This window comes from Rahnella sp. AN3-3W3, assembly GCF_003263545.1.
GTDB classification, from domain to species: Bacteria; Pseudomonadota; Gammaproteobacteria; order Enterobacterales; family Enterobacteriaceae; genus Rahnella; species Rahnella variigena.
In genome coordinates, this window is sequence record NZ_JYDG01000059.1 from 43,999 (window position 1) to 64,458 (window position 20,460).

Below are 20,460 nucleotides of genomic sequence, written 5' to 3' on the forward strand. Positions count from 1 at the left end.
TGATGTCGACGCTGTCAGACATCAATGACAAAAAGGCAGAACTCAGTAAAGAGTTTAACTTCCTGATAACTTGGGTTTAAGCTGCACGTTCTGGAACTATTAGATAATAGAAAGGTATGGTATTTATAGAAGAATGATTCGTATTCTTTGTAGAATTTTTCTTACGTATGTAATCGATGGCTGAAATAATTAATCTAAAATTAACAATGTTAAAACAATATATTACTGAATGCGTATAGCTCTCATCTTTAACTATGCCCTCATTTATATTGCGTTTATATTCACTCCCGTAATAAATGTTAGAATGTATTTCATGTGGCAACCTCAATAATTAATATTTAACGACTCGCATATTTCAATTGTAAATGTCGTTATATGTATCTCTCATATTTTCTCGGACACAGGAAATTTGAAGGAATTGATGTTTAATTTTTGTTAAATCAAAGGATGATGATTTAATAATGAAGGCAATAATCGTAGACGACCACCCTATCGCACTCATCGCGATAAGAAATTTGCTTAATGCAAATGGAATAGACATTTTGGCAGAACTGGATGAAGGGGGAAACGTCGTCAATAAAGTCGAAACGCTAAAACCCGATCTTCTTATCATTGATGTCGACATCCCTGTACTAAGCGGTATCGAAGTGCTGGAGCAATTACGTAAGCGTCGTTATTCAGGGGCTATTATCGTCATTTCGGCTAAAAATGAAGTCTTTTATGGACAGCGCAGTGCAGAGTTAGGAGCAAATGGATTTGTCAGTAAAAAAGAAGGACTTAATAATATTATGTCTGCAATTGAAGCTGCCAATAATGGTTACAGTTATTTCCCTTTCACGCTGAGTCGTTTTTATGGCGAGACAACAAGTGAACAAGGCAAACTGGATTCACTTTCCATGCAGGAAGTAAAAGTTTTCAGATATATGATTAACGGTACTGATTATACCAGTATCGCCAGTAAAATGAACATTAGCAATAAAACAGTTTGTACCTATAAAAGACGTTTGTTAGAAAAGCTTAACTGTAATTCTTTGATGGATCTTTTTAGTTTTGCGCAAAGAAATAAGCTTGGATAAACTCATGAAGATTTTTGCGTTTATACTTTTAATTGTGCTATTCCCTGTAAATGCGGCTACGGTAAAGAATATTGAAATTAAAAATAGTTTTATTAATAATTTTGAGAGGGTAAAATTAAGTAAGGATGAAATACGCCTGATTGCCCGTAAACAGAGTCTGGTTATTGGTACATGGACGCCTGAGATTTCACCCGTTGTTTACGATAGCGTTGACCATTATTACAGAGGAATTAATGCTGATTATCTGGCGTTAATGCAAAAGAGCCTGGGTGTTAAGATCACTATTACACTGTATAGCAGCGAGGCCGAAGCACTTGAAGAACTCAGAAAAAACCACGTCGATATGCTGCTTACCCCATTGACGCGTAAAACCTATGAAGAGGATGATTTACTGCATAGCTCGGCTTTAGTCAGAACCTATCCGACGCTCGTGACATCCTTAAAAAACGCGATGCAGCCTTTATCAACAGATAAAACGGTCACTATTGCATGCTCTGAATCATGCCCTCCTGCCGAGAGTATCAAAGCTGACTTCCCTAATGCAGTGATTAAATATTATGATACTGATTATCTCGCCATGTCATCAGTATCAGATAATGAAAATACTTACTTTATTGGTGATAACATCTCCACCGGTAATTATATTTCTAAGTTTTTTCCTCAGTCACTCTCAGTGATACGTTACTTTCTTCAGTCAGATCTGGATAATCACTTCATTTTTAATTCTGAACAAGTCATACTCTGTGAAACCATCAATAACTTTATTCATGCAATATCAAATGAAACAAATATTCAGATTACTCAAAACTGGCTAGATAGAGGGAATCTCTCATTTTTAAATAAGCCAATTACATTAAGTGGCCGAGAGAAGAAATGGCTTAAAAAACATAAAAAAATACGTGTACTTGTCAACCCATACTATCCTCCTTTTACAATCACCAATCACGAGAATGAAATTCGCGGCATTATGGGTGATATCTTGAATCTTATCCAGATACAAACCGGTATGGAATTTGAACCGGTATTTACTAATTCAAATGCTGGAATGATTAAGATAATGCTTAAAGGGGAGTGGGATCTGATCCCCGCCGCCACTTATAGCAGTGAAAGGGTAGATCATATTTCATTCAGTGATCCTTTTATGAAAGTCCCTTTTGTCCTGGTAACGAAACTAAAACGAGCAGTGGATACTTCGCTCAAAGATATTACTCAGGTCGCAATACCTTCTCACTTTACCATTGACCGTCAACTCAGGGATAAGTACCCACAGGTAAAATGGATCTTAGTAGAAAACACCAGCATTGCTATGAATATGGTGAATAAAGGTGAGGTTGATGCAGCAGTGACAACTCAATTATCAGCACGCTATATCATCGATCACTATTATCCTAATGCATTAAATTATATGCGCCTCTCAGATATGCCGCTTGCACCAATCAGTTTTGCCTTATCCAAAAGCGATCCTGAACTGAAATCCATTTTAAACAAAGCTCTTATGTCGATTCCACCGCGAGAGATACTTCAGTTGACTGAAAAATGGTCAAAGATGCCTAAAGTTCAGATCGAAACCTGGAACCTATACAGCAAGCAATTTTATCTCGTTATCGCGTTAGCCGGAACACTGATTATAAGTAGCCTGATTTGGGGAATTTATCTGTTAAGTGAAGTACGTAAACGTAAAGAGTCCGAGCGTCAGTTGGAAATTCAGCTTCAGCTGAAAGAATCTCTTTCCAGCGCACTTGAAGAGGAAAAAAATAAAGCGATTCTTGCAACGGAAGCAAAAAGTCAGTTTCTCGCCACGATGACACATGAATTGCGCACTCCTGTCAGCTCCATTGTGGGTTTCTTAGAATTACTGGACGGTCATAAACTCGATGATCAACAACATCGGGAAGCTATTTCACAGGTATATTCCACAGCGCAATCATTGTTAGGGTTGATCGGCGAAATACTTGATGTTGATAAAGTGGCGTCAGGTAAATATCAGATTCAATATCAAAGAACCGATGTTAATAAACTGATTCTTGAAATATGCCGCTCTTTTGAGGGGATTACGCAGAAAAAAAATCTTTCATTAAATGTTAATATTACTCTTCCCAATGATATACAGGTACTCGTTGACCCTCAGGCACTCAGGCAGATTGTGAATAATCTCATCAGTAATGCTTTGAAGTTTACTGATGAAGGTTGGGTTCAGGTGTGTGTGCATCAGCATAGATTTAGCGACTATCAAACCGGAATTCAGATCCTTGTCAGTGATACCGGATGCGGTATTTCCCAGGACGAACAGGCGACACTTTTTACGCGTTACTCCCAGGCCAGGTCCGGACGTTTGCAAACCGGGTCGGGCTTAGGGCTGGCGATATGCAAAGAGCTCGTTTCGCTGATGCATGGCACACTCACGATGGATAGCCAGCCCGGCAGCGGAACGACTCTTACCCTCAACTTACCTGTGGAAATATGTGCGCCACAGCCAGACATTTCCTCAGTACCTCAAAGTGAGCCTTTAGCTCTCGCCCCTCTCTCTATTCTGATAGCAGATGACCATCCAGCTAACCGCCTGCTGCTCAGGAGGCAATTACAAAATATCGGTTATGAGGTGCATGAAGCCAGTGACGGGGATGTGGCAGAGAAAATGCTAGGGAGAATGCATTTCGATTTGTTGATTACTGACATTAATATGCCGGGCAAAGATGGAATTACACTTTCTAAAGACATACGAAAAAGCCATCCCACTTTACAAATCTGGGGACTGACGGCAAATGCTCAGGAGCACATGCGAGAGAAATGTTTGCAAAGCGGGATGAATCTCTGTCTTTTTAAACCCGTTTCCCTGGGAACTCTGACCAATGAACTCAATAAGCTTGCGCGAGGGCGTCCGGTTACACCTGCGATTTCTCATCTCAATGTGGATGTACTGAATCGCAACACTGGCGGACAAAAGGATCTGCTCAATGAGCTGATTCAGGTTTTCTATCGTGAAGCTAAGAAGGATCTGGCTGAAGCTGAGAAGGCAATCACAGTGGGCTCTTTCAGCAAGTTCAGGCAGGCCATGCATCGCCTTCATGGTGCTTCTCAGCTTCTCGAAATAGCAGAACTTAAAACAATTCTTGTCCCTGTTGAAGCCATGGATGAGATTGAGTTGACGAATGAATATTGTCTGTCGGTGCTGAAATCAGTCAGAAGCATTTTGCAGGACGTCAGTGAAGAGATCGCCATTATTTGTCCGGCAGACATTCAAGAACTGCCAGACAGATAATAATAGTGATATTTCAAATCATTTGGTTAAATCTATAAGCTGGCTTTCCACCACAATTCCATCTTCTGCGCTTTTCAACATCAGATTGGCTTCGTAGTATTTGCCAGTGTTGAGCAGATGGGTGGTTTCGGCAACGGCATGGCGTGTTTGTTGTAATGGCATCAGATACTGATTTTGCACCACGCTCATGCCAGCTAAACGCAGCGTGTCGACGGCTCCTTTTGGATCGCCCTCAGAGATTTTCTCGTTAGCCTTTTTAATGGCGGCCTCTTTTTCTGGTGAGGCAACGAAGTTCTCTGAAATCGAAAAATTAGAATTAATGATAATATACTGATCGTTAATCATCTTCGCATTATGATCCATCTTGGTGAACTTGCTCCAGTCTGTGCTGGTATCAGAGAGCAAGGTCGTCGCGTTAGCGATATAGTTTTCGGCTTTTCCAGTATGCCCCTGAAATATGGCGACTCTGGCCAATTGTATATCGCGCATCGCATCAAATCCCTGTCCGGCCATGTGCAATACCTCTCCGGCTTCGCGTTGAACCTTTTTAACTGAAGTGGTTTCCGTTTTAACATCGGCAGTATTTTCTGACGCCCAAACTGGAGTCGCGGTCATCACGGTAGCTATCATGCTGGCTAATAATAAGTTTTTCATAATAATATCCTTTCAATAAATTGTTTCTGGAAAACATTTATAGAATAGGGTTTACATTGCCTGATGGTAATAGGACCGCCACCTTTATTGTGAGAGATATGACTTACACTTGTCATCCCTGTTTAGTATGGATTACAGATGTGAGATTGAGATGATAATGACGGGGTGTTTATCCTATGTATTTTGATGAAAACAAAGAATAGATTGTCACACTAAATTCGTTATTGAAAAAACTATTATCTCTTTATCTTTATCTTTATCAGGCAGAGAAAATTGAATAATACCAATGAAAAAATAGCTCATCTTTCCTGGTGTGCGCTGATAGCTCTTTACATCAACAATCACAGACATCCATCACAGGATGCCGCACAAGAAGACCTTTTTTTACGTCGCTGGCTAATAAATGCTCAACACCAAAAAAGGTTTCCCAAAGAAGTGGCGGGATCACTCAATGACATTATTTGCTATAGCAGGCAGTTAAGTCGGAAGGTGAGAATAAAAGAATATTTGCTGGATATATGGAACAGTTATTCAAGGTCAGAAGAGGACCCGCTGTCGTTATGAAGCTGCCCTCAGCATCAATATATTATTTTACGGTATTCACCCGACAAGAGGCATCATGCGTGTTGGAAAAATTTTACTTTTAACTCTCACTTCTTTCATTTTGCCGCAGTCCCTGGGCTCAACTATAGCTACGGGAAATACGGTTCCGCCAAAGATGGTTACATATGAAGAGTTTATTTTCCCGGAGTCAGATGATGTGTTTCCAATGACAACTTTGGAAACTGCAAATGACAAGGTTGTCCAAAGTTATAAATTAATTAACTCCCATAAAGTGAGGCGTTTTTTATTACGTCTATTATCGGGAAAATAACGTATTGATAATAATTTATTTATTGCAGAATTTGAATTGTAAACAGCTAACAGAAGTCACTGGCTGTGGCGCGGTTTTATTTATCCTCTGTCAGGTTATCGTCTGTCAGATCATAGTTTCCATGACATAAACGCTATCGAATTCCCCCGGCGCCGTTCAATATTTGATTTGGTCATTTATTGGCGTTGCTTATATTTTTAAATAAGAAAACCTCTAATTGTTTATAAAGTGAGCGAGCATATGAAAGTTACACAATCGAATAAAGATGACGTTTATGCGTCAGCAGAGTTAGCATCATCATTACCCACTTCAGTTTTTCCAATAGCAGAGTGTGAGCCTCGCAATATATTTAATGCGATTCGTGATGAATTATTACTTGATGGTAATTCACGTCAGAACCTTGCGACTTTTTGTCAGACCTGGGTAGATGATGAAATCCGGGAACTTATGGATTTGTCCATCGATAAAAATATGATCGATAAAGATGAATATCCGCAAACTGCTGAAATTGAAGCTCGTTGCGTGCGAATGCTGGCGGACCTGTGGAATTCCCCCATGCCGACAACCACGCTGGGTTGTTCCACCATTGGTTCTTCAGAAGCGGCAATGCTTGGCGGGTTGGCACTCAAGTGGCAGTGGCGCAAGAAGCGCGCTCTGCAGGGGCTTCCTTCTGACAAACCAAATCTGATATGTGGCCCGGTTCAAATCTGCTGGCATAAATTTGCCCGCTATTTCGACGTTGAACTGCGTGAGATTCCATTGGAAGGCGATCGTCTTATCATGTCGCCGGAAGAGGTACTTAAGCGTGTGGATGAAAATACTATCGGTGTGATCCCTACGCTTGGCGTGACATTTACCTGCCAGTACGAGCCGGTGAAAGCAGTAAGCGATGCTCTTGATAAACTTCAGCTGCAGACCGGGCAGGACATCCCAATGCATATTGACGGCGCCAGCGGCGGTTTTCTGGCGCCATTCTGTGCCCCGGAACTGGAGTGGGATTTCCGTTTACCACGAGTTAAATCCATCAACGCATCAGGACATAAATTTGGTCTGGCTCCGCTTGGCGCTGGCTGGGTGATATGGCGCGAGTCGTCAGATCTGCCTGAAGAGCTAATTTTCAACGTTAATTATCTGGGCGGAAACATGCCGACCTTTGCGCTTAACTTTTCACGCCCTGGAGGTCAGATCGTTGCGCAGTACTACAACTTCTTGCGTCTGGGACGAGAAGGGTACGCAAAAATCCATAACGCCTGTTACGCCACAGCCCAGCATCTGGCGGCAGAAATCGGCAAGCTTGGGCCGTTTGAGATCATTTTCGATGGCGACAGTCAAAAAGGTATTCCTGCACTGGCCTGGACGCTGAAAGAGGGCGCTTACCTTGGCGGTTACACGCTCTACGATCTGGCTGAGAAGCTGCGCGTGCGTGGCTGGCAGGTGCCGGCTTACTCCATGCCGTCCCACCGAGAAGATTTGGTGGTTCAGCGCATTCTGGTCCGTCACGGTGTGAGCTACGACCTGGGCTGCCTGCTCATTGAAGATATGAAACGTGCGCTGAATGACTTCATGAGTCACCCGCTCAGCCAGCCTTCCAGCGCATCACGCACGGGCGGCTTTAATCACGCATAAACGCGTGACTTCTCTTGTTCCGGGGTGACCCGACAGTCCCCCCTAAATTTCAGATTAAAACTTACTGAGAAGACTCTGCGCTTCCTTCAGGAGATCAGTTATGGCGAGCACAATAAAAAGCGCCGCACCTAAACAATTATCGTTGTTGGGCTTTTTTGCTATCACGGCGTCGATGGTGATGGCCGTTTATGAATACCCCACGTTTGCAACCTCGGGTTTTTCCCTTATTTTCTTTCTGCTGTTAGGCGGCCTGCTGTGGTTTATTCCCGTCGGTCTTTGTGCGGCCGAAATGGCGACGGTGGAAGGGTGGCAGGAGGGGGGCGTTTTCACCTGGGTTTCTAAAACGCTCGGTGAAAAATGGGGATTTGCGGCTATTTCGTTCGGTTATTTGCAAATCGCGATTGGGTTTATCCCCATGCTCTATTTTGTGCTGGGTGCGCTCTCTTACATCCTCAAATGGCCGGAGCTAAACAACGATCCGATAGTAAAAACGGTAGCGGCGCTGGTGATCCTCTGGGGTCTGGCTTTAACGCAGTTCGGCGGCACCAGGAATACGGCACGTATTGCAAAAATCGGTTTTTTTGCAGGTATCCTGCTGCCTGCATTAATTCTGGTTGTTTTGGCGCTTAGCTATTTGCATTCCGGTGCGCCGGTGGCTATCAAAATGAGCATGTCGACTTTCTTCCCGGACTTTACCCAGATGGGTACCTTAGTGGTATTCGTGGCGTTTATCCTGAGTTACATGGGTGTTGAGGCTTCTGCAACCCATGTCAACGAAATGAAGAATCCGGGGCGGGACTATCCGCTCGCGATGCTGTTGTTAATGGCTGCGGCCATCTTCCTGAGTTCTATCGGCGGGTTGTCTATCGCTGCCGTGATCCCTCACAGTGATATTAATCTATCGGCGGGTGTGATGCAGACTTTCACCGTGCTAATTAATCACTTTGGCAGCGGTTTTGAGTGGGCTATCCGTGTTATTGCCGCGTTGTTGATGTTGGGAGTATTGGCTGAAATTGCTGCCTGGATTGTCGGGCCATCTCGTGGAATGCTGGTGACGGCGCAAAAAGGCATATTGCCCGCGAGTTTCGCCAAAATTAATAAGAACGGTGTACCCGTCGTTCTGGTGATTTCCCAGTTAATCATCACTTCTGTGGCTCTGATTGTTCTGACCAATACAGGCGGCGGCAATAATATGTCATTCCTGATTGCGCTGGCATTAACCGTTGTTATTTATCTGTGCAGCTATTTCCTGCTCTTCCTCGGATATATCAATCTGGTGTGCAAGCAGTCGAAAAACAAGCGAACCTTTAATATTCCTGGTGGAAAAACGGTAAAACTTAGCGTTGCGATGGTCGGTTTACTGGTTTCAATGATTGCCTTTGTGGTCTCGTTCTGTCCGCCTTCTGGTCTGCCGGGCGGGGAGGCGAACCACCTTTACGCGGGTCTGCTGATCGTCAGCTTCCTGGTAGTGGTGTCGATTCCGTTCATTATCTATGCATTGCATGATAAGCGTGGTAAGGCATGTAATTTAACACTTGAACCTATCACTACAGATTTAGCGCCTGAAGGACATTTCTTCATTCATCCGCGCGCGCGTTCGAAACATCATATCTTTGTAGGTGATAAAAAAATGCATTGATTGGAAACAAACAGACCAGTATGACTGGTCTGTTTACTTATTTCGTGTCTGACCTGCTTTATCGCTTCTTTCAGGATCTCATTTATAAAAGTTTGCCTGACAGCTTAATAAAGAAAAATACATCACTCAGGCTGTTAATACCTCTAAATAAATCACCGGCTGAAATGCTTCCTCTGAAGCATGATTTCACCCTGATCTTGTCCCCCACATTATTTCTAAACAACCCCAAAAAATGCCGCGCCTCCACCAGCGCATGCCGGTACAAAAACACCCTGATTCTTATGTTCTGCTCCAGCCTGGCCAGCCGGATGATTTCCGCAATCACCTCTATATAGCTTTGTGTCCTGACGTCAAAATAATCGCTGCGATGCGTGATGGAATCGGCATTTACCTTATAAGTGTAATCTTTGCTGTCGGATATAGACAGGAATGATGATGCTGACATCAATCCGTTCAGTTTGAATTTCTGAAATGAGCGTCATTCGTCATCATGCCTTTTGACCGGGATTTCTCTTCTTTCTCTGATTTCCGATTGAATATCGTAAATGTATTCCTCGCAAAGCTCTTTATCCTGAGAAAATAATCGTTCGATGAAGTTTCTTTTTTTATTGCATCGGGTGCATCTTTTCATTTTCATCTCGTATTCGCATTATTCTTCATTTGGTATTTTCGCGGCGTAACAAATCCCGGCTGCAAAATGAGCCGCTAATAATATAAGAGTTTTAATCCACGTTCAGGAACGCCAAGGATAACCAGAGCTGGCTGGCAAAAGATAATCGTTTTGATAGATCAATAAGTAAGAACTGATCGTTAATACCGATCGACTTGCTGAGCTGGTTAACGACTTCATCGCTGCTGGCCGTCCGTCTTCCCGCAGACTGACTTCATGCACCCTGAAGCCAGTCCTTTGTGGCGCGATGACTTTGCCGGATTGCTGCCGGTTCACATCATCACTGCGGAATACGATCCGTTATGTGACGAAAGCGAGGCGCTGTACTCCCGGCTGACTGAGCAGGGTGTTGAATGTACTGCTCAGCGCTATCTGGGTGTCATTCATGGCTTTTTCCAGCTCGGTGGGATCAGCAAGACAGCGCGAAATGTCATGCGGGATATCACCGCGCACGTCAGTTCATCGGATAAGCCGTAATTTTTTTCATACGCATCAGGCTGCTGTTGGCCTGCTCGCATAATTCAAAGAGCACAGGGATCAGATGCGCTGATGCTTTCAGGTAGCCGCTGACCTGTGCAATCCCCTCCGGTGGGATTATCTCGCAGTTCTCCAGTCCTTCGCTCAAACACAACAACCCCTGGCACAGTCCGCCGGCGGACTCCGATGCCAGCGCGCTGAGATCATAAAGCTGAGCTTCCCCGAAGTGGCTGAGATCCAACCCTTCAATCAGTGAACGAAAAACGGTGACAGAGTTTGCGGTGAAGGCCGTGCTGTTTTCAGTATTAGTCATGAAGATCATTCCATTGTCAGTGAGTCGAGGCCCCCTTTACTGGCGGGGTGATTGCCGCTGCCAGAGAACTGTATGCCTGTTCATGCTGCAAAGAAATAACCTGTTTATATTTACAGTGGTTTGTTGTCGGAACTGGAAGATGTCTCGCAAAATTCGCACAGAGAACCGGGGATATTCACCACCAGAATGGTATCCATGAGATAAAAATTGAAATTGGTTTATTAATAACAGTCTTTTCCGGATATTATTCTGGCGATTTTGAATTAACTCAAATTGAATGTAATAATATTAAGTGGTTGTCACGTAATGTCATTATCACGCTGGCATGATTTACTTATTGATGCTATTTTTAGGATGTAATTGTTATTAAATATTTCAATTTTTAGTTGCCGTAAGTTTACAATTGCTCGTATTTTTATCATATTGTTCTGTATTTAATCACTAAAACATAAAAATTTTCTTATAGTTACATATCACAATATTATTGTTTACTAATTACTCCCTATATATAATTTTCTTATAAGGGACTTTCTGAATTTTCACTTTGCCCCCCGTCATACCTATGTTAATTATTTATACGCGGCGCAAGACCGCACACACATCACATAAATAATAAAGACAGGGTAATAATGAGCAATTTAAAAGCGTCAATCTTAATTGGCGGCGTCGTGCTGTCGGCATTATCTGCCAGCGCCCGGGCCGAGATTACTGTTTTAGATAAAAATCCTCAGAGTAATGCTTTGCTGGCGCCATTAAGCTTGCAGGTCGGCGGCAGCATCCGTCCTGAGTGGATTTTCAATAACGGTCCGGAGCCTGGCTATTATAAAAATGGTCACGATGGTGGCACCCGTTTCCGCTTCCGTGGTGATTATAAACTGACACAAGATACCTCAGTCATCGCCTACTACGAGCTGGGTGTGGACATGGCGAACCTGCTGGGCATGAATGGTCACTATCCGGAAGGTGGTCAGCGTGATACTCAGCGTCAGTTATATGCAGGCTTTAAAAATGATCGCTACGGGACATTAACCTACGGCCACCAGTACGGTATTTATTATTCTGTCGTCGGGATTAAAAGTGACGTATGGGACAACGATGGTCATGCGGGCGGTACCGGTATTGGCATTAACGGCAGCTACGATGGTGCGAATAAGCCTAAAAACAGCATTAAATATACCAACGACTTTGGTCCTGTGACGTTATATGCCAACTACTTATTACCTGAAGATGAAATTCAGGCGGGCGAAGATCAGCACTATCGCCGTAATAATGGTGGTGGTTTAGGCTTCGATTATAAACTCACCAAAGATTTGGTCTGGAGTGCGGCGTATAGCCTGACTGACGCCACGGTGAAAGATAATCAATATAACGAAAAAGATTATCATCAGCAGTTGTCTGGTACCGCATTAACCTGGCAGCCAAACAACTGGTACATCGTCGGCACCGGCAGTTATTACAAAGATTTTGTGCCGAGCACCCGTGAAAATCCTGTCGAACATTATTTTGCTGGCAGCGGTTACGGTGTGGAAGGGTTCGTCGGTTATACCTTTAATATCGACAAACCGTTCCTGAAATCTATCCAGCCATACGTTGCAGCCGATTCCCTGCAACTGAAAGGCGGCGAAGAATATCACGCGAACCACGTCTATCTGGGCGCGGGTACCACCATCGGTTACGGCTTGTCTGTTTACGTGGAACGCACATTAGCGCACACCACCGACGACGAAGCTGACGCCACCTGGGTTACCGTCTTCTACGATTTCTAGTTCACACGCCTCATGGATCATCAGGCCAGCGCAGTTGCGCTGGCTTTTTTCGTCTGTAAATCCGCTTAGTTTGTGAGTGCTTCCGTCACTTCTATAGCCACCACGTCGTCATCGCTAAAGGGCATTTCCAGCGTCTGATACAGCACTTCCAGCCGTTCACACAGAATATATCCCAGCAGGTCTTTTGCCTGCGGATTATCCAGCGACACAATGGCATAAGACAACGCACGACAGTGATCGACGATCTCTTCCAGTTCCAGCGGGGTATTGTCGTAAAGGTTAGGCATTGTAGGCCTCCGGTGCGGAGGTGTTTGAAAAAGCAGTGTTAGAAAATTCCATTTTAGTACTCCAGCTGATAGTTGATTAACTACCTCCAGAGACGCTAATCCCGATGGTGGCAGCTCAAACAGCGTTAGCGTTCCGGCCAGTCTGGAATCCGGTGCTTCGTGAGAAGCCACTGTCTGAGCCACCATAATTTGGGTGAGTGCAGACCGTACCATATTCACCCTATTTTCATAGAGTTGATGGCACCAAACTGGGACAGAACGCTAATTCTGACTGCGGATTTTGCCGCAGTGGGGAGAGCTTATTCTTCGATGTAAGATATGTGAATGGTTTGGAGGAATTTACATATTCGTACTTTCTTATTTGGAAGGAAGATCTCAAAAAGCTACGACCCCATAAATAATGTTGTCAATATTATATAAAAAATCAATGATGAAAACCCTTAGCTTTTAACTGCATAATTTTATTATTTTTGTATTTAACTTTTCTAGGTATCTTCCCGAAGCATAGTTTTTAATTAATTCAATAGGATCCTGATAAATACATGTTATCGGAGAGTAATCATTATCTAGGCAGTCTTCTTTTACATGGATTTTATTTTTGTTTTTTATTGCCATGTGAATGGATTCGATCTTCCCAGACAATCCTGGAAAGACGAAAACATTATTAATTACCTGTGCATCAGGCTCTGCCAATTTAATTGCTTGAGAGTAGTAAAATTGCTTAACAATGTCTGATAAACTTGGGGATGTATTTATACTAGTCGCTGCATAATATTTTGCATCGACAACCACATAATTATTTTTCTCTGGATGTTTTACAATAGTATCTGTTCTTTGTCCTTTTTCGGGAGCAAGGTAATACTCCCCTGATATCTTGAAAAGAGGAGCCATGAGCCTATGGTTCATTTTCTCTTTATTACGTAAACAGTTATTTAACATTTGCTCCCACATACCATGAAATTCTCTGATCCCTATAATCAAACTGTCTTGGTGGTCTCCTTTTTGAATGTTTAAGTATGTTATTAAATTTTTAATAAGCAAAATATCTCTTTCGGAGTAAACTATTCCCAACTCTTGTTTTAATGTGATTAGTTTATGTTCATGACTATCACTAGGTAATGGAATATTAACTAGCTCCTGTTCCACAATGCTAGGTTCGTCAAATGTAACCCAGCCAACCTGGTCACACAAGTCACGGATAATTTGGGCATGAATCCTAGAAACTTCGCTATCATGACGGTAACGATGTTTTGTTCCAAGTGTATCGGGATAAAATACATCATCACCGACTGTATAAGAGATGGTTTTATTAATTGTTTTTCTCCAATTTACTGTGCCAGTATTCCTTATATTTTGTTTTACTCTACGTACATATATGCCATTATTTTTGTAATGATCTAGTAGGGAAATGATCGTACTTAGACTAGTTTGACCAATAACATTCTCTCCACTATCATTATTATCAATCCTGTTTTTTAAGCTTGTCTGGTAACGGTTGATAGATCTTAGTAAACTTCGCGAAATGCCTTTAGAGTCAGAGTATATATCAACTCTGCTTCCTCGCGGTAAAAATATGGCCAGCTCTTTTTTATGCAGTATGATGCCACAGTAATGAATTTTAACCATGTCAATAGAAACTAATCCGTTAGCTTTCATTATATTTATCAACGCAATTGGGAGTTCGCTGATTAGCTCTCTATCGGTATAAAATACATTATTTATCATTGCCTTACACCTCCTAATCAATTATATGAGAATCAATGATATCTTGCGACTTCTTCTCTGATACATCAGATAATTTAAGTTCAATCTCTTCTGAAAATACAGGTTCATCTCGCAAAAATGCTGCGCTTAACTCTCCAAATGTGTTGAATTTTTCTGTGTTAAATATAGCTTCTCTTTGCCCATGACGTAACACATCATCCCATAAGTAGACGAATAATTTTCCACTCAATGCTTGCTTTGCAGCTTCTGAGTTCTGTAACTCGGATTCCGAAAGGAATCGGTGGCCTAAGAGTCTGTCCTCAGGTATTAAAAGTCTACTGAGAGTATAATTAATAATTCTTGAAAAATCTGACCAAGAGGTTTCAATTTTATTCTTTGCGAATCCTGCAGAAACAATAATAGGTATTGAACCAAAGGTTGCATTGGCATAATCAATACTGACATATTCAAATAGCCAGCGGCGTTTAAAAGCAGTATCCATAGGCATTACAGCTTGGTCACTACTATTCATGGTGGCAAGTATTGACAAATTAGCTGGGATTTTTAAACTAGTTATCGGTGAAGGGACTTTCTCATTAATATATTCAAGCATGTCAGGGTCTGAAATATTAATTTCATATACACCACTGCCGTCTGAATTTCTGTCCAACAGTTGAAAAAGTTCACCAAAAACAGCCGCGGCTGGCGCGCGGTTAATTTCTTCTATTACAAGATATACTGGCTTTTTTTTATGTGAAACAGCTTTTATATATGCATCTATAAAAGGTCCGGATCGAAACTCGTAAGAAATGCGTGTATTACCCGAAGAGTCAAGTTTGGTTTTTGGTTTCAAAGAACCTACGAAGTCAGAATATTGTGTATCTGGATGAAAAACTGTTCTAACAATATCATTTCCGCCGACTTTATTATTGACCCTGTAGCTTTTACCAGTTCCAGGAGCACCATAGTATATTTTATTTATTCCTGCTTGTAGCGGAATGTAATTTCCCTCTACATTTTTTTTCGCAGTAATATTATTTATGATCTCATTCTCGAAGTAATTATAAAGATCATCTGACTTTGAAAATGCTTCAATAAGGACCGTTAGACGGTCTGCATTAGCAACTATAACCCCAGCTGCTAACAATAAAGCTGATTTGAAGGCATCGCTCCGATCTAAAGTTTTTCCTTGAGTTTGTCGGGTTGATTTTAAAGGTGAATACCACCAAGCTCTATTCGTAAGGAAATGTTCTAAGTACTCTTTATCTTGATTGTCATAGTCTTCTGAAATTATTTTCTCGAGTAACTTTTCAGAAGGAAGCCCCAATTTATGATATTGTTCTGAAGGTAAGTTTGTTAACAATTTTTCTAGATCTTTTGCTTCGATGTCTTGAGCGAGTGCTGTTTTTTTAAATGTTTCAATTATATTTTTGTATTCATTTAGAGCTTTTGATAGACCACAAAATGCATAACCATACCATAACCACGAGGACGGAAGTTCTGCCCGTAAACCATTTTCGTTGATAACTAAAATAGAATAATCTCTTATATCCCATTGAGATTTTGGTTCGACAGTTTTAAGAGAATTCAAAAGAAGCTCTTTTAAGTCCATGTTGATTAGCACATCACCATGGGTAGATACTGAATCAAATATATTTCTGCACTCAACAATTAGCGAACTAAGATCTTTCAACATGGAATCACCTTGCCTGATCTAATATACAGTGATAGCATCACCCGGACTGAAACCGGATAAAATGTGAGTATGATGCAATCATCTGAACCAAAATCCCAATATATCAGAAAGCTAAGAGAAAGCCTCGGACTTGGCCGGACTGAGTTCGCAATTTTGCTTGGAATGCCCGAGTCAGGTGAAAGAACTATCCGTGGTTGGGAAGACGGCGAGCATTCACCAACGGATGCTAAATGGAAATCTATTCTGGATGTTGAAACTACTATGAAAATCCACTCCCTAAATGCTCCTTTTAAACATCAATCTTTTTCAGAGCATCAGTTCACTTTCATAGATCTGTTTGCAGGCATAGGTGGCATCCGGATGCCATATCAGCAAGCCGGTGGTCAATGTGTATTTTCTTCTGAATGGGACAAGTTTGCTCAAAAAACATACGCGGCAAACTATGGTGAATTACCATCAGGTGATATCACTAAAATCAGCAGCGAAGATATTCCGGAGCATGACATCCTTTTAGGTGGTTTCCCTTGCCAGGCTTTCTCGCAGGCAGGGCTTAAAAAAGGATTTAGCGATACCCGCGGAACTATGTTTTTTGAAATTCAGCGGATTCTTGCAAAAAGAAGACCTAAAGCATTCATGCTTGAGAATGTTAAACAGTTGAGAGGACATGATAAAGGCCGAACGCTTAAAACAATTTTAGAGATCCTTGAAGGCAGTAATGAGCATGAAATCCCAGATTCAGTGCCATTAACTGATGATGCAAGAGTAGCATTGTCAGAGAAATTAAATTATCAAGTTTTCTATAAGGTTCTTCGTGCGGCTGATTTTGGCGTCCCTCAGAACAGAGAGCGAATTTTTATCGTTGGTTTTGACAGAGATTATTTTGGCGATTCTGTTGATTTTAACGATTTGTTCTCATGGCCTGAAGCTTCGTGTATTAAAACGAAGCTGGGAGATATCCTTGAACCTGTCGAATCTCTTAATGAGAAATATACCATTTCTGAAAAGTTGTGGGACGGTCATCAGCGTCGTAAATTAGAACATAAGGCAAAGGGTAATGGATTCGGATACTCATTATTTAATGAGAACAGTGAATATACCAGTACACTGAGTGCCCGTTATTATAAAGATGGAAGCGAAATACTTATAGATCAGAGTGAAATAGGTAAACGCCCGCGTAAACTGACGCCACGTGAATGTGCAAGACTCCAGGGATTCCCGGAAGAGTTTATTGTCGATGCAGTCTCCGACGGGCAGGCATATAAGCAATTTGGTAACTCAGTTTCTGTCCCTGTTGTTCGCGCAGTTTGCGCGCAATTACTTTCAGCTATCGAGAAAGCTAAACAGCTGAAAGAGACAAACTGATCCATAGATGACAGACGTCCACAACAAAGCCACCCGCAGAAAAAATATGGCCGCGATTAAGAATCGCGGCACTAAACCGGAGAGGATGTTACTGCATCTTCTCCGGAAGCGGGGCTATTCGCCTCTTCTGAACGTCAAAGAACTGCCGGGAACACCAGACCTGGTTTTACCTGAATATGGTGTTGTCATCTTCGTGCATGGTTGTTTCTGGCATGGTCACGAAAACTGTAAGTATTTCCGGCTTCCCGCTACACGTCCGGAATTTTGGCTAAACAAGATCATGCATTCAAAGCAAAGAGACAAAGAATGCATCAGCCAGCTGTTAGCTGAAAACTACAGGGTCGCCATATTTTGGGAATGCAGCCTCAGGAGCCTCCCTCCACATATGATCAATTTCATGCTCTCCGGGTTTGATGCCTGGATTCATGATGCATCTTCCGACCGTATCGAGTTTTCCTCCTCGACAGTTTCCTGAAATCCCCCCTAAAAAATCCTTCCCATCTCCAGTTGCCCCATCAGTAACGCGTTATCACTGTAATCCACCGGAACGGCGACGACGGCGGGGCCTTGTACGTCCATGGCGGCGCGGAGGGTGCTTTCCAGCGTTTCGGCGGAGGTGACGGCGAAACCTTTGGCGCCGAAGGCGTCGGCGTAGGCTTTGAAATCAATCGGGCCGAACTGGATGCCGGAGGTGCGCTGGTATTTTTTCTCTTCCTGGATTGCCACCATGTTGTAGGCCTCATCGACCCAGATGATGTGCAGCAGGTTGACGCCCAGACGGACGGCGGTTTCCAGTTCCATGCTTGATTGCATAAAGCCGCCGTCGCCGGATACGGAAACCACTTTGCGACCGGGATCGACCAGCGCAGCGCCGATGGCCCATGGCAGCGCGACGCCCATGGTTTGCTGACCGTTGGAAATCAGCACCTGACGTGCGCGGAAGCTGTAAAGGTAACGGGCGATCCAGATGTGGAAACTGCCCATATCGACGCACAGGGTGACGTCGCTGTTGACGATGTCCTGCATCGCGCGCACCAGACGCAGCGGGTGGATCGCAAACTGGTTCAGGCTTCGGCCTTTCTGGGCCAGCAGTTCACGTTGCTGGCGGCGATCTTCGAGGATCTCGACAGCAGAGGCGCTCAGATCGATACGCTGCGGGATCTGTCCGGTCAGCAGATCCAACGTGTCGGCAATGTCGCCCACCAGCTCGACGTCAGGCAGATAGTCGCTGTCGGTCTCGGCGGGCATCACGTCGATATGCACCAGTTCGGCGGTGCCGTTACTCCATTGCGCCGGTTCATACTCGACCGGGCTGTAACCGATGGTGATCACCAGATCTGCATTGCGAAGCAGGCGGTCACCGGCCTGATTGTTGAACAGACCGACGCGTCCGGCGAAGCGGTGGAAGGAAGCCTGATCGATAACGCCCGCCGCCTGATAGGTGCTGGTGACCGGCAGATCGCTTTTGTGCAGCAGACGGCGGATCGCTTCGGCGTTACGTGGCTGGCTGGCCATCAGGCCGAGCAGCAGCACCGGATTTTTGGCCTGTTTCAGTAACTGTGCGACCTGCAATATCGCGTCGTGCGGCGCGCTGCCCAGTACCGGCGGTTGCGAGGTGAGTAATTTACCGCTGGCTGGTTCGTTGACGATATCCATCGGCAGGCTGATAAATGCCGCACCCGGACGCCCGAACTCGGCGGCGCGAAAACCGTTCGCCAGCACTTCGGCCAGCGCAGAAGGCGAGGTGACTTCGGCTGAATACTTGGTGACCGGGCGGAACATCGCCACGGTGTCCATGGTCTGGTGCACCTGTTTGACGTGGTCGGCGCGTTTAACGGCACCGCCGAGTGCGACCAGCGGATCGCCTTCCGATGTCGCGGTGGCGACGCCGGTGATCAGGTTCGAGCAGCCGGGGCCGGAGGTGACCAGCGCGACGCCTGCTTTACCTGTCAGGCGGCCAACGGCACCGGCCATAAAGGCGGCGTTGGCTTCGTGGCGTACCGGAATAGTTTTGACAGGGGAGTCGACCAGCGAATCAAATACGCGGTCGATTTTTGCGCCGGGAATGCCGAACACGTGTTTGACACCTTGTGCTTCAAGCTGCGCGACGACCAGATCCGCACCGCATTTCCAGTCGGTTTTACTGTCTGAGTTTTTCATGGTTTTCATCCTTCCTTCTGCGGTCTGTTAACTTTCAACCGACTGAATCGCATCATTTAAATCATCAGGGCATAAGTTGGCGTGCAGGAAATCGCTGTCCTGCGGAAAGTCGATCAACAGCTTTTCGACCGTGCCGAAGGTCAGCACGCCGCGCTCAACCTGATAATCCAGCACATGGCCGCCGCTGCTGCGTTCCTGATTGATAAAATGCTCGTGATAGCCCGCTACGTTAATGCCCTGCATATAGGCCGGTGTAAGAAATCCAATCAGCACGCCCTGGCTGTGTTCGATATGAAACGTCGGCTGGGCTTCGATGGCTTCCAGCATCGGTTTATACGGGCGGTGCTGTTCCGGCACGGTACGGGTCTCGACGCGGCTGAACTCGCCATCAATGCGCAGGGCGCAGAAGGTGTTCTGGCTGGCGACGACGTCGTCGATCACCTTGTGGATTTGCTCGCGGCTGTGCGGGCGGTCAATCACGTATTCATCAGTCGGGTTAAAGAATGTCATGACGGCGAACGGTGTTTTTTGTTCAGGAAGTGCGCGCCGGGCGCTGCCGTCGCCGCGTAACTGGAAGATGTTGCTGTTGAACGCGATCAGTTCGCCGTCGAGATGGTTGAAGGTACCGAGACCAAAATCGCCGTGTTCCAGCAGGTCTGCCATGGTGGTGTTGCCTTCATACACACCGCTCAGCAGGGCGCTCATCAGCGACGACTGATACAAAACGCGGTCAGGATGCTGATGTTTAAACGCTGTTGCGGTGCGGGCAATGTCCGCCACGCAGGAGCAGGATTCGGAATGGTTTTTCATGCAGGGGTCTCCGTTGAATAATTAACTTTGCTAACTAAAAGGTTGACCCCATTCCGCCCTGAGTTCCAATATGAGGAGGTGTTCACT

At 44.3% G+C, this 20,460-nt stretch carries 17 protein-coding genes and 1 pseudogene; 10 read left to right on the forward strand and 8 right to left on the reverse strand.

Annotated features, from left to right (window positions below):
- The first annotated feature begins 461 nt into the window (after positions 1-461).
- A complete protein-coding gene (evgA, locus tag UC15_RS16615; RefSeq protein WP_112289462.1) occupies positions 462-1,076 on the forward strand; it encodes an acid-sensing system DNA-binding response regulator EvgA in 615 nt (204 codons plus the stop codon).
- The gene (locus UC15_RS16620; protein WP_112289463.1) at positions 1,069-4,335 is read left to right on the forward strand and encodes a transporter substrate-binding domain-containing protein; all 3,267 of its coding nucleotides are present in this window, start codon (positions 1,069-1,071) and stop codon (positions 4,333-4,335) included. The genes evgA and UC15_RS16620 overlap by 8 nt, the downstream gene beginning before the upstream one ends.
- A gap of 18 nt (positions 4,336-4,353) precedes the next feature.
- On the opposite strand, the gene UC15_RS16625 is transcribed toward UC15_RS16620, so the two are convergent.
- A complete protein-coding gene (locus tag UC15_RS16625) occupies positions 4,354-4,989 on the reverse strand; it encodes a YfdX family protein (RefSeq protein WP_112289464.1) in 636 nt (211 codons plus the stop codon).
- Between the two features lie 273 nt (positions 4,990-5,262).
- Here UC15_RS16625 and UC15_RS16630 point away from each other — a divergent pair, with 273 nt between their 5' ends.
- The 4 genes from UC15_RS16630 (at position 5,263) to gadC (ending at position 9,128) form a co-directional block, all read left to right on the forward strand.
- A complete protein-coding gene (locus tag UC15_RS16630; protein ID WP_157960996.1) occupies positions 5,263-5,553 on the forward strand; it encodes a DUF2913 family protein in 291 nt (96 codons plus the stop codon).
- A 55-nt stretch (positions 5,554-5,608) separates the two neighbouring features.
- The gene (locus UC15_RS25680; protein WP_157960997.1) at positions 5,609-5,863 is read left to right on the forward strand and encodes a hypothetical protein; all 255 of its coding nucleotides are present in this window, start codon (positions 5,609-5,611) and stop codon (positions 5,861-5,863) included.
- Between the two features lie 240 nt (positions 5,864-6,103).
- Positions 6,104-7,489, forward strand: coding sequence for a glutamate decarboxylase (locus tag UC15_RS16635; RefSeq protein ID WP_112289466.1), 1,386 nt, complete (start codon positions 6,104-6,106; stop codon positions 7,487-7,489).
- Between the two features lie 100 nt (positions 7,490-7,589).
- On the forward strand, positions 7,590-9,128 hold the full coding sequence (gadC, locus tag UC15_RS16640) for a glutamate:gamma-aminobutyrate antiporter (RefSeq protein WP_112289467.1): 1,539 nt from the start codon (positions 7,590-7,592) through the stop codon (positions 9,126-9,128).
- Between the two features lie 82 nt (positions 9,129-9,210).
- On the opposite strand, the gene UC15_RS16645 is transcribed toward gadC, so the two are convergent.
- Positions 9,211-9,573 (reverse strand): hypothetical protein, encoded by a 363-nt coding sequence (locus tag UC15_RS16645; RefSeq protein WP_232829925.1) that lies wholly within the window; start codon positions 9,571-9,573, stop codon positions 9,211-9,213.
- A gap of 411 nt (positions 9,574-9,984) precedes the next feature.
- Here UC15_RS16645 and UC15_RS16650 point away from each other — a divergent pair.
- A pseudogene (locus UC15_RS16650) lies at positions 9,985-10,275 on the forward strand (alpha/beta hydrolase fold domain-containing protein); the annotation flags it as partial.
- Here UC15_RS16650 and UC15_RS16655 read toward each other — a convergent pair.
- On the reverse strand, positions 10,253-10,588 hold the full coding sequence (locus UC15_RS16655) for a hypothetical protein (RefSeq protein ID WP_112289468.1): 336 nt from the start codon (positions 10,586-10,588) through the stop codon (positions 10,253-10,255). The pseudogene UC15_RS16650 and the gene UC15_RS16655 overlap by 23 nt on opposite strands.
- Before the next feature lie 629 nt (positions 10,589-11,217).
- Between UC15_RS16655 and UC15_RS16660 the strand changes: the two genes are divergently transcribed.
- Positions 11,218-12,354 (forward strand): porin, encoded by a 1,137-nt coding sequence (locus tag UC15_RS16660; protein ID WP_112289469.1) that lies wholly within the window; start codon positions 11,218-11,220, stop codon positions 12,352-12,354.
- Positions 12,355-12,419: 65 nt separating this feature from the next.
- Here the strand turns inward: UC15_RS16660 and UC15_RS16665 are convergent, their stop codons facing one another.
- From UC15_RS16665 to UC15_RS16675, 3 genes are all read right to left on the reverse strand, one after another.
- Positions 12,420-12,641, reverse strand: coding sequence for a hypothetical protein (locus tag UC15_RS16665; protein ID WP_112289470.1), 222 nt, complete (start codon positions 12,639-12,641; stop codon positions 12,420-12,422).
- A 447-nt stretch (positions 12,642-13,088) separates the two neighbouring features.
- Positions 13,089-14,366 (reverse strand): LlaJI family restriction endonuclease, encoded by a 1,278-nt coding sequence (locus tag UC15_RS16670; protein ID WP_112289471.1) that lies wholly within the window; start codon positions 14,364-14,366, stop codon positions 13,089-13,091.
- Positions 14,367-14,379: 13 nt separating this feature from the next.
- Complete coding sequence (locus UC15_RS16675) at positions 14,380-16,041, reverse strand: McrB family protein (RefSeq protein WP_232829926.1); 1,662 nt, start codon at positions 16,039-16,041, stop codon at positions 14,380-14,382.
- A 69-nt stretch (positions 16,042-16,110) separates the two neighbouring features.
- Between UC15_RS16675 and dcm the strand changes: the two genes are divergently transcribed.
- The gene (gene dcm / locus UC15_RS16680) at positions 16,111-17,403 is read left to right on the forward strand and encodes a DNA (cytosine-5-)-methyltransferase (protein ID WP_198659721.1); all 1,293 of its coding nucleotides are present in this window, start codon (positions 16,111-16,113) and stop codon (positions 17,401-17,403) included.
- Positions 17,404-17,410: 7 nt separating this feature from the next.
- Entirely contained in the window at positions 17,411-17,878 is a 468-nt protein-coding gene (locus UC15_RS16685) for a very short patch repair endonuclease (protein ID WP_112289472.1), read from the forward strand.
- 8 nt (positions 17,879-17,886) lie between these two features.
- Here the strand turns inward: UC15_RS16685 and alsS are convergent, their stop codons facing one another.
- Both alsS and budA read right to left on the reverse strand, forming a co-directional pair.
- A complete protein-coding gene (alsS, locus tag UC15_RS16690; protein WP_112289489.1) occupies positions 17,887-19,563 on the reverse strand; it encodes an acetolactate synthase AlsS in 1,677 nt (558 codons plus the stop codon).
- Positions 19,564-19,590: 27 nt separating this feature from the next.
- On the reverse strand, positions 19,591-20,373 hold the full coding sequence (gene budA / locus UC15_RS16695; RefSeq protein ID WP_112289473.1) for an acetolactate decarboxylase: 783 nt from the start codon (positions 20,371-20,373) through the stop codon (positions 19,591-19,593).
- Positions 20,374-20,460: the final 87 nt, after the last annotated feature.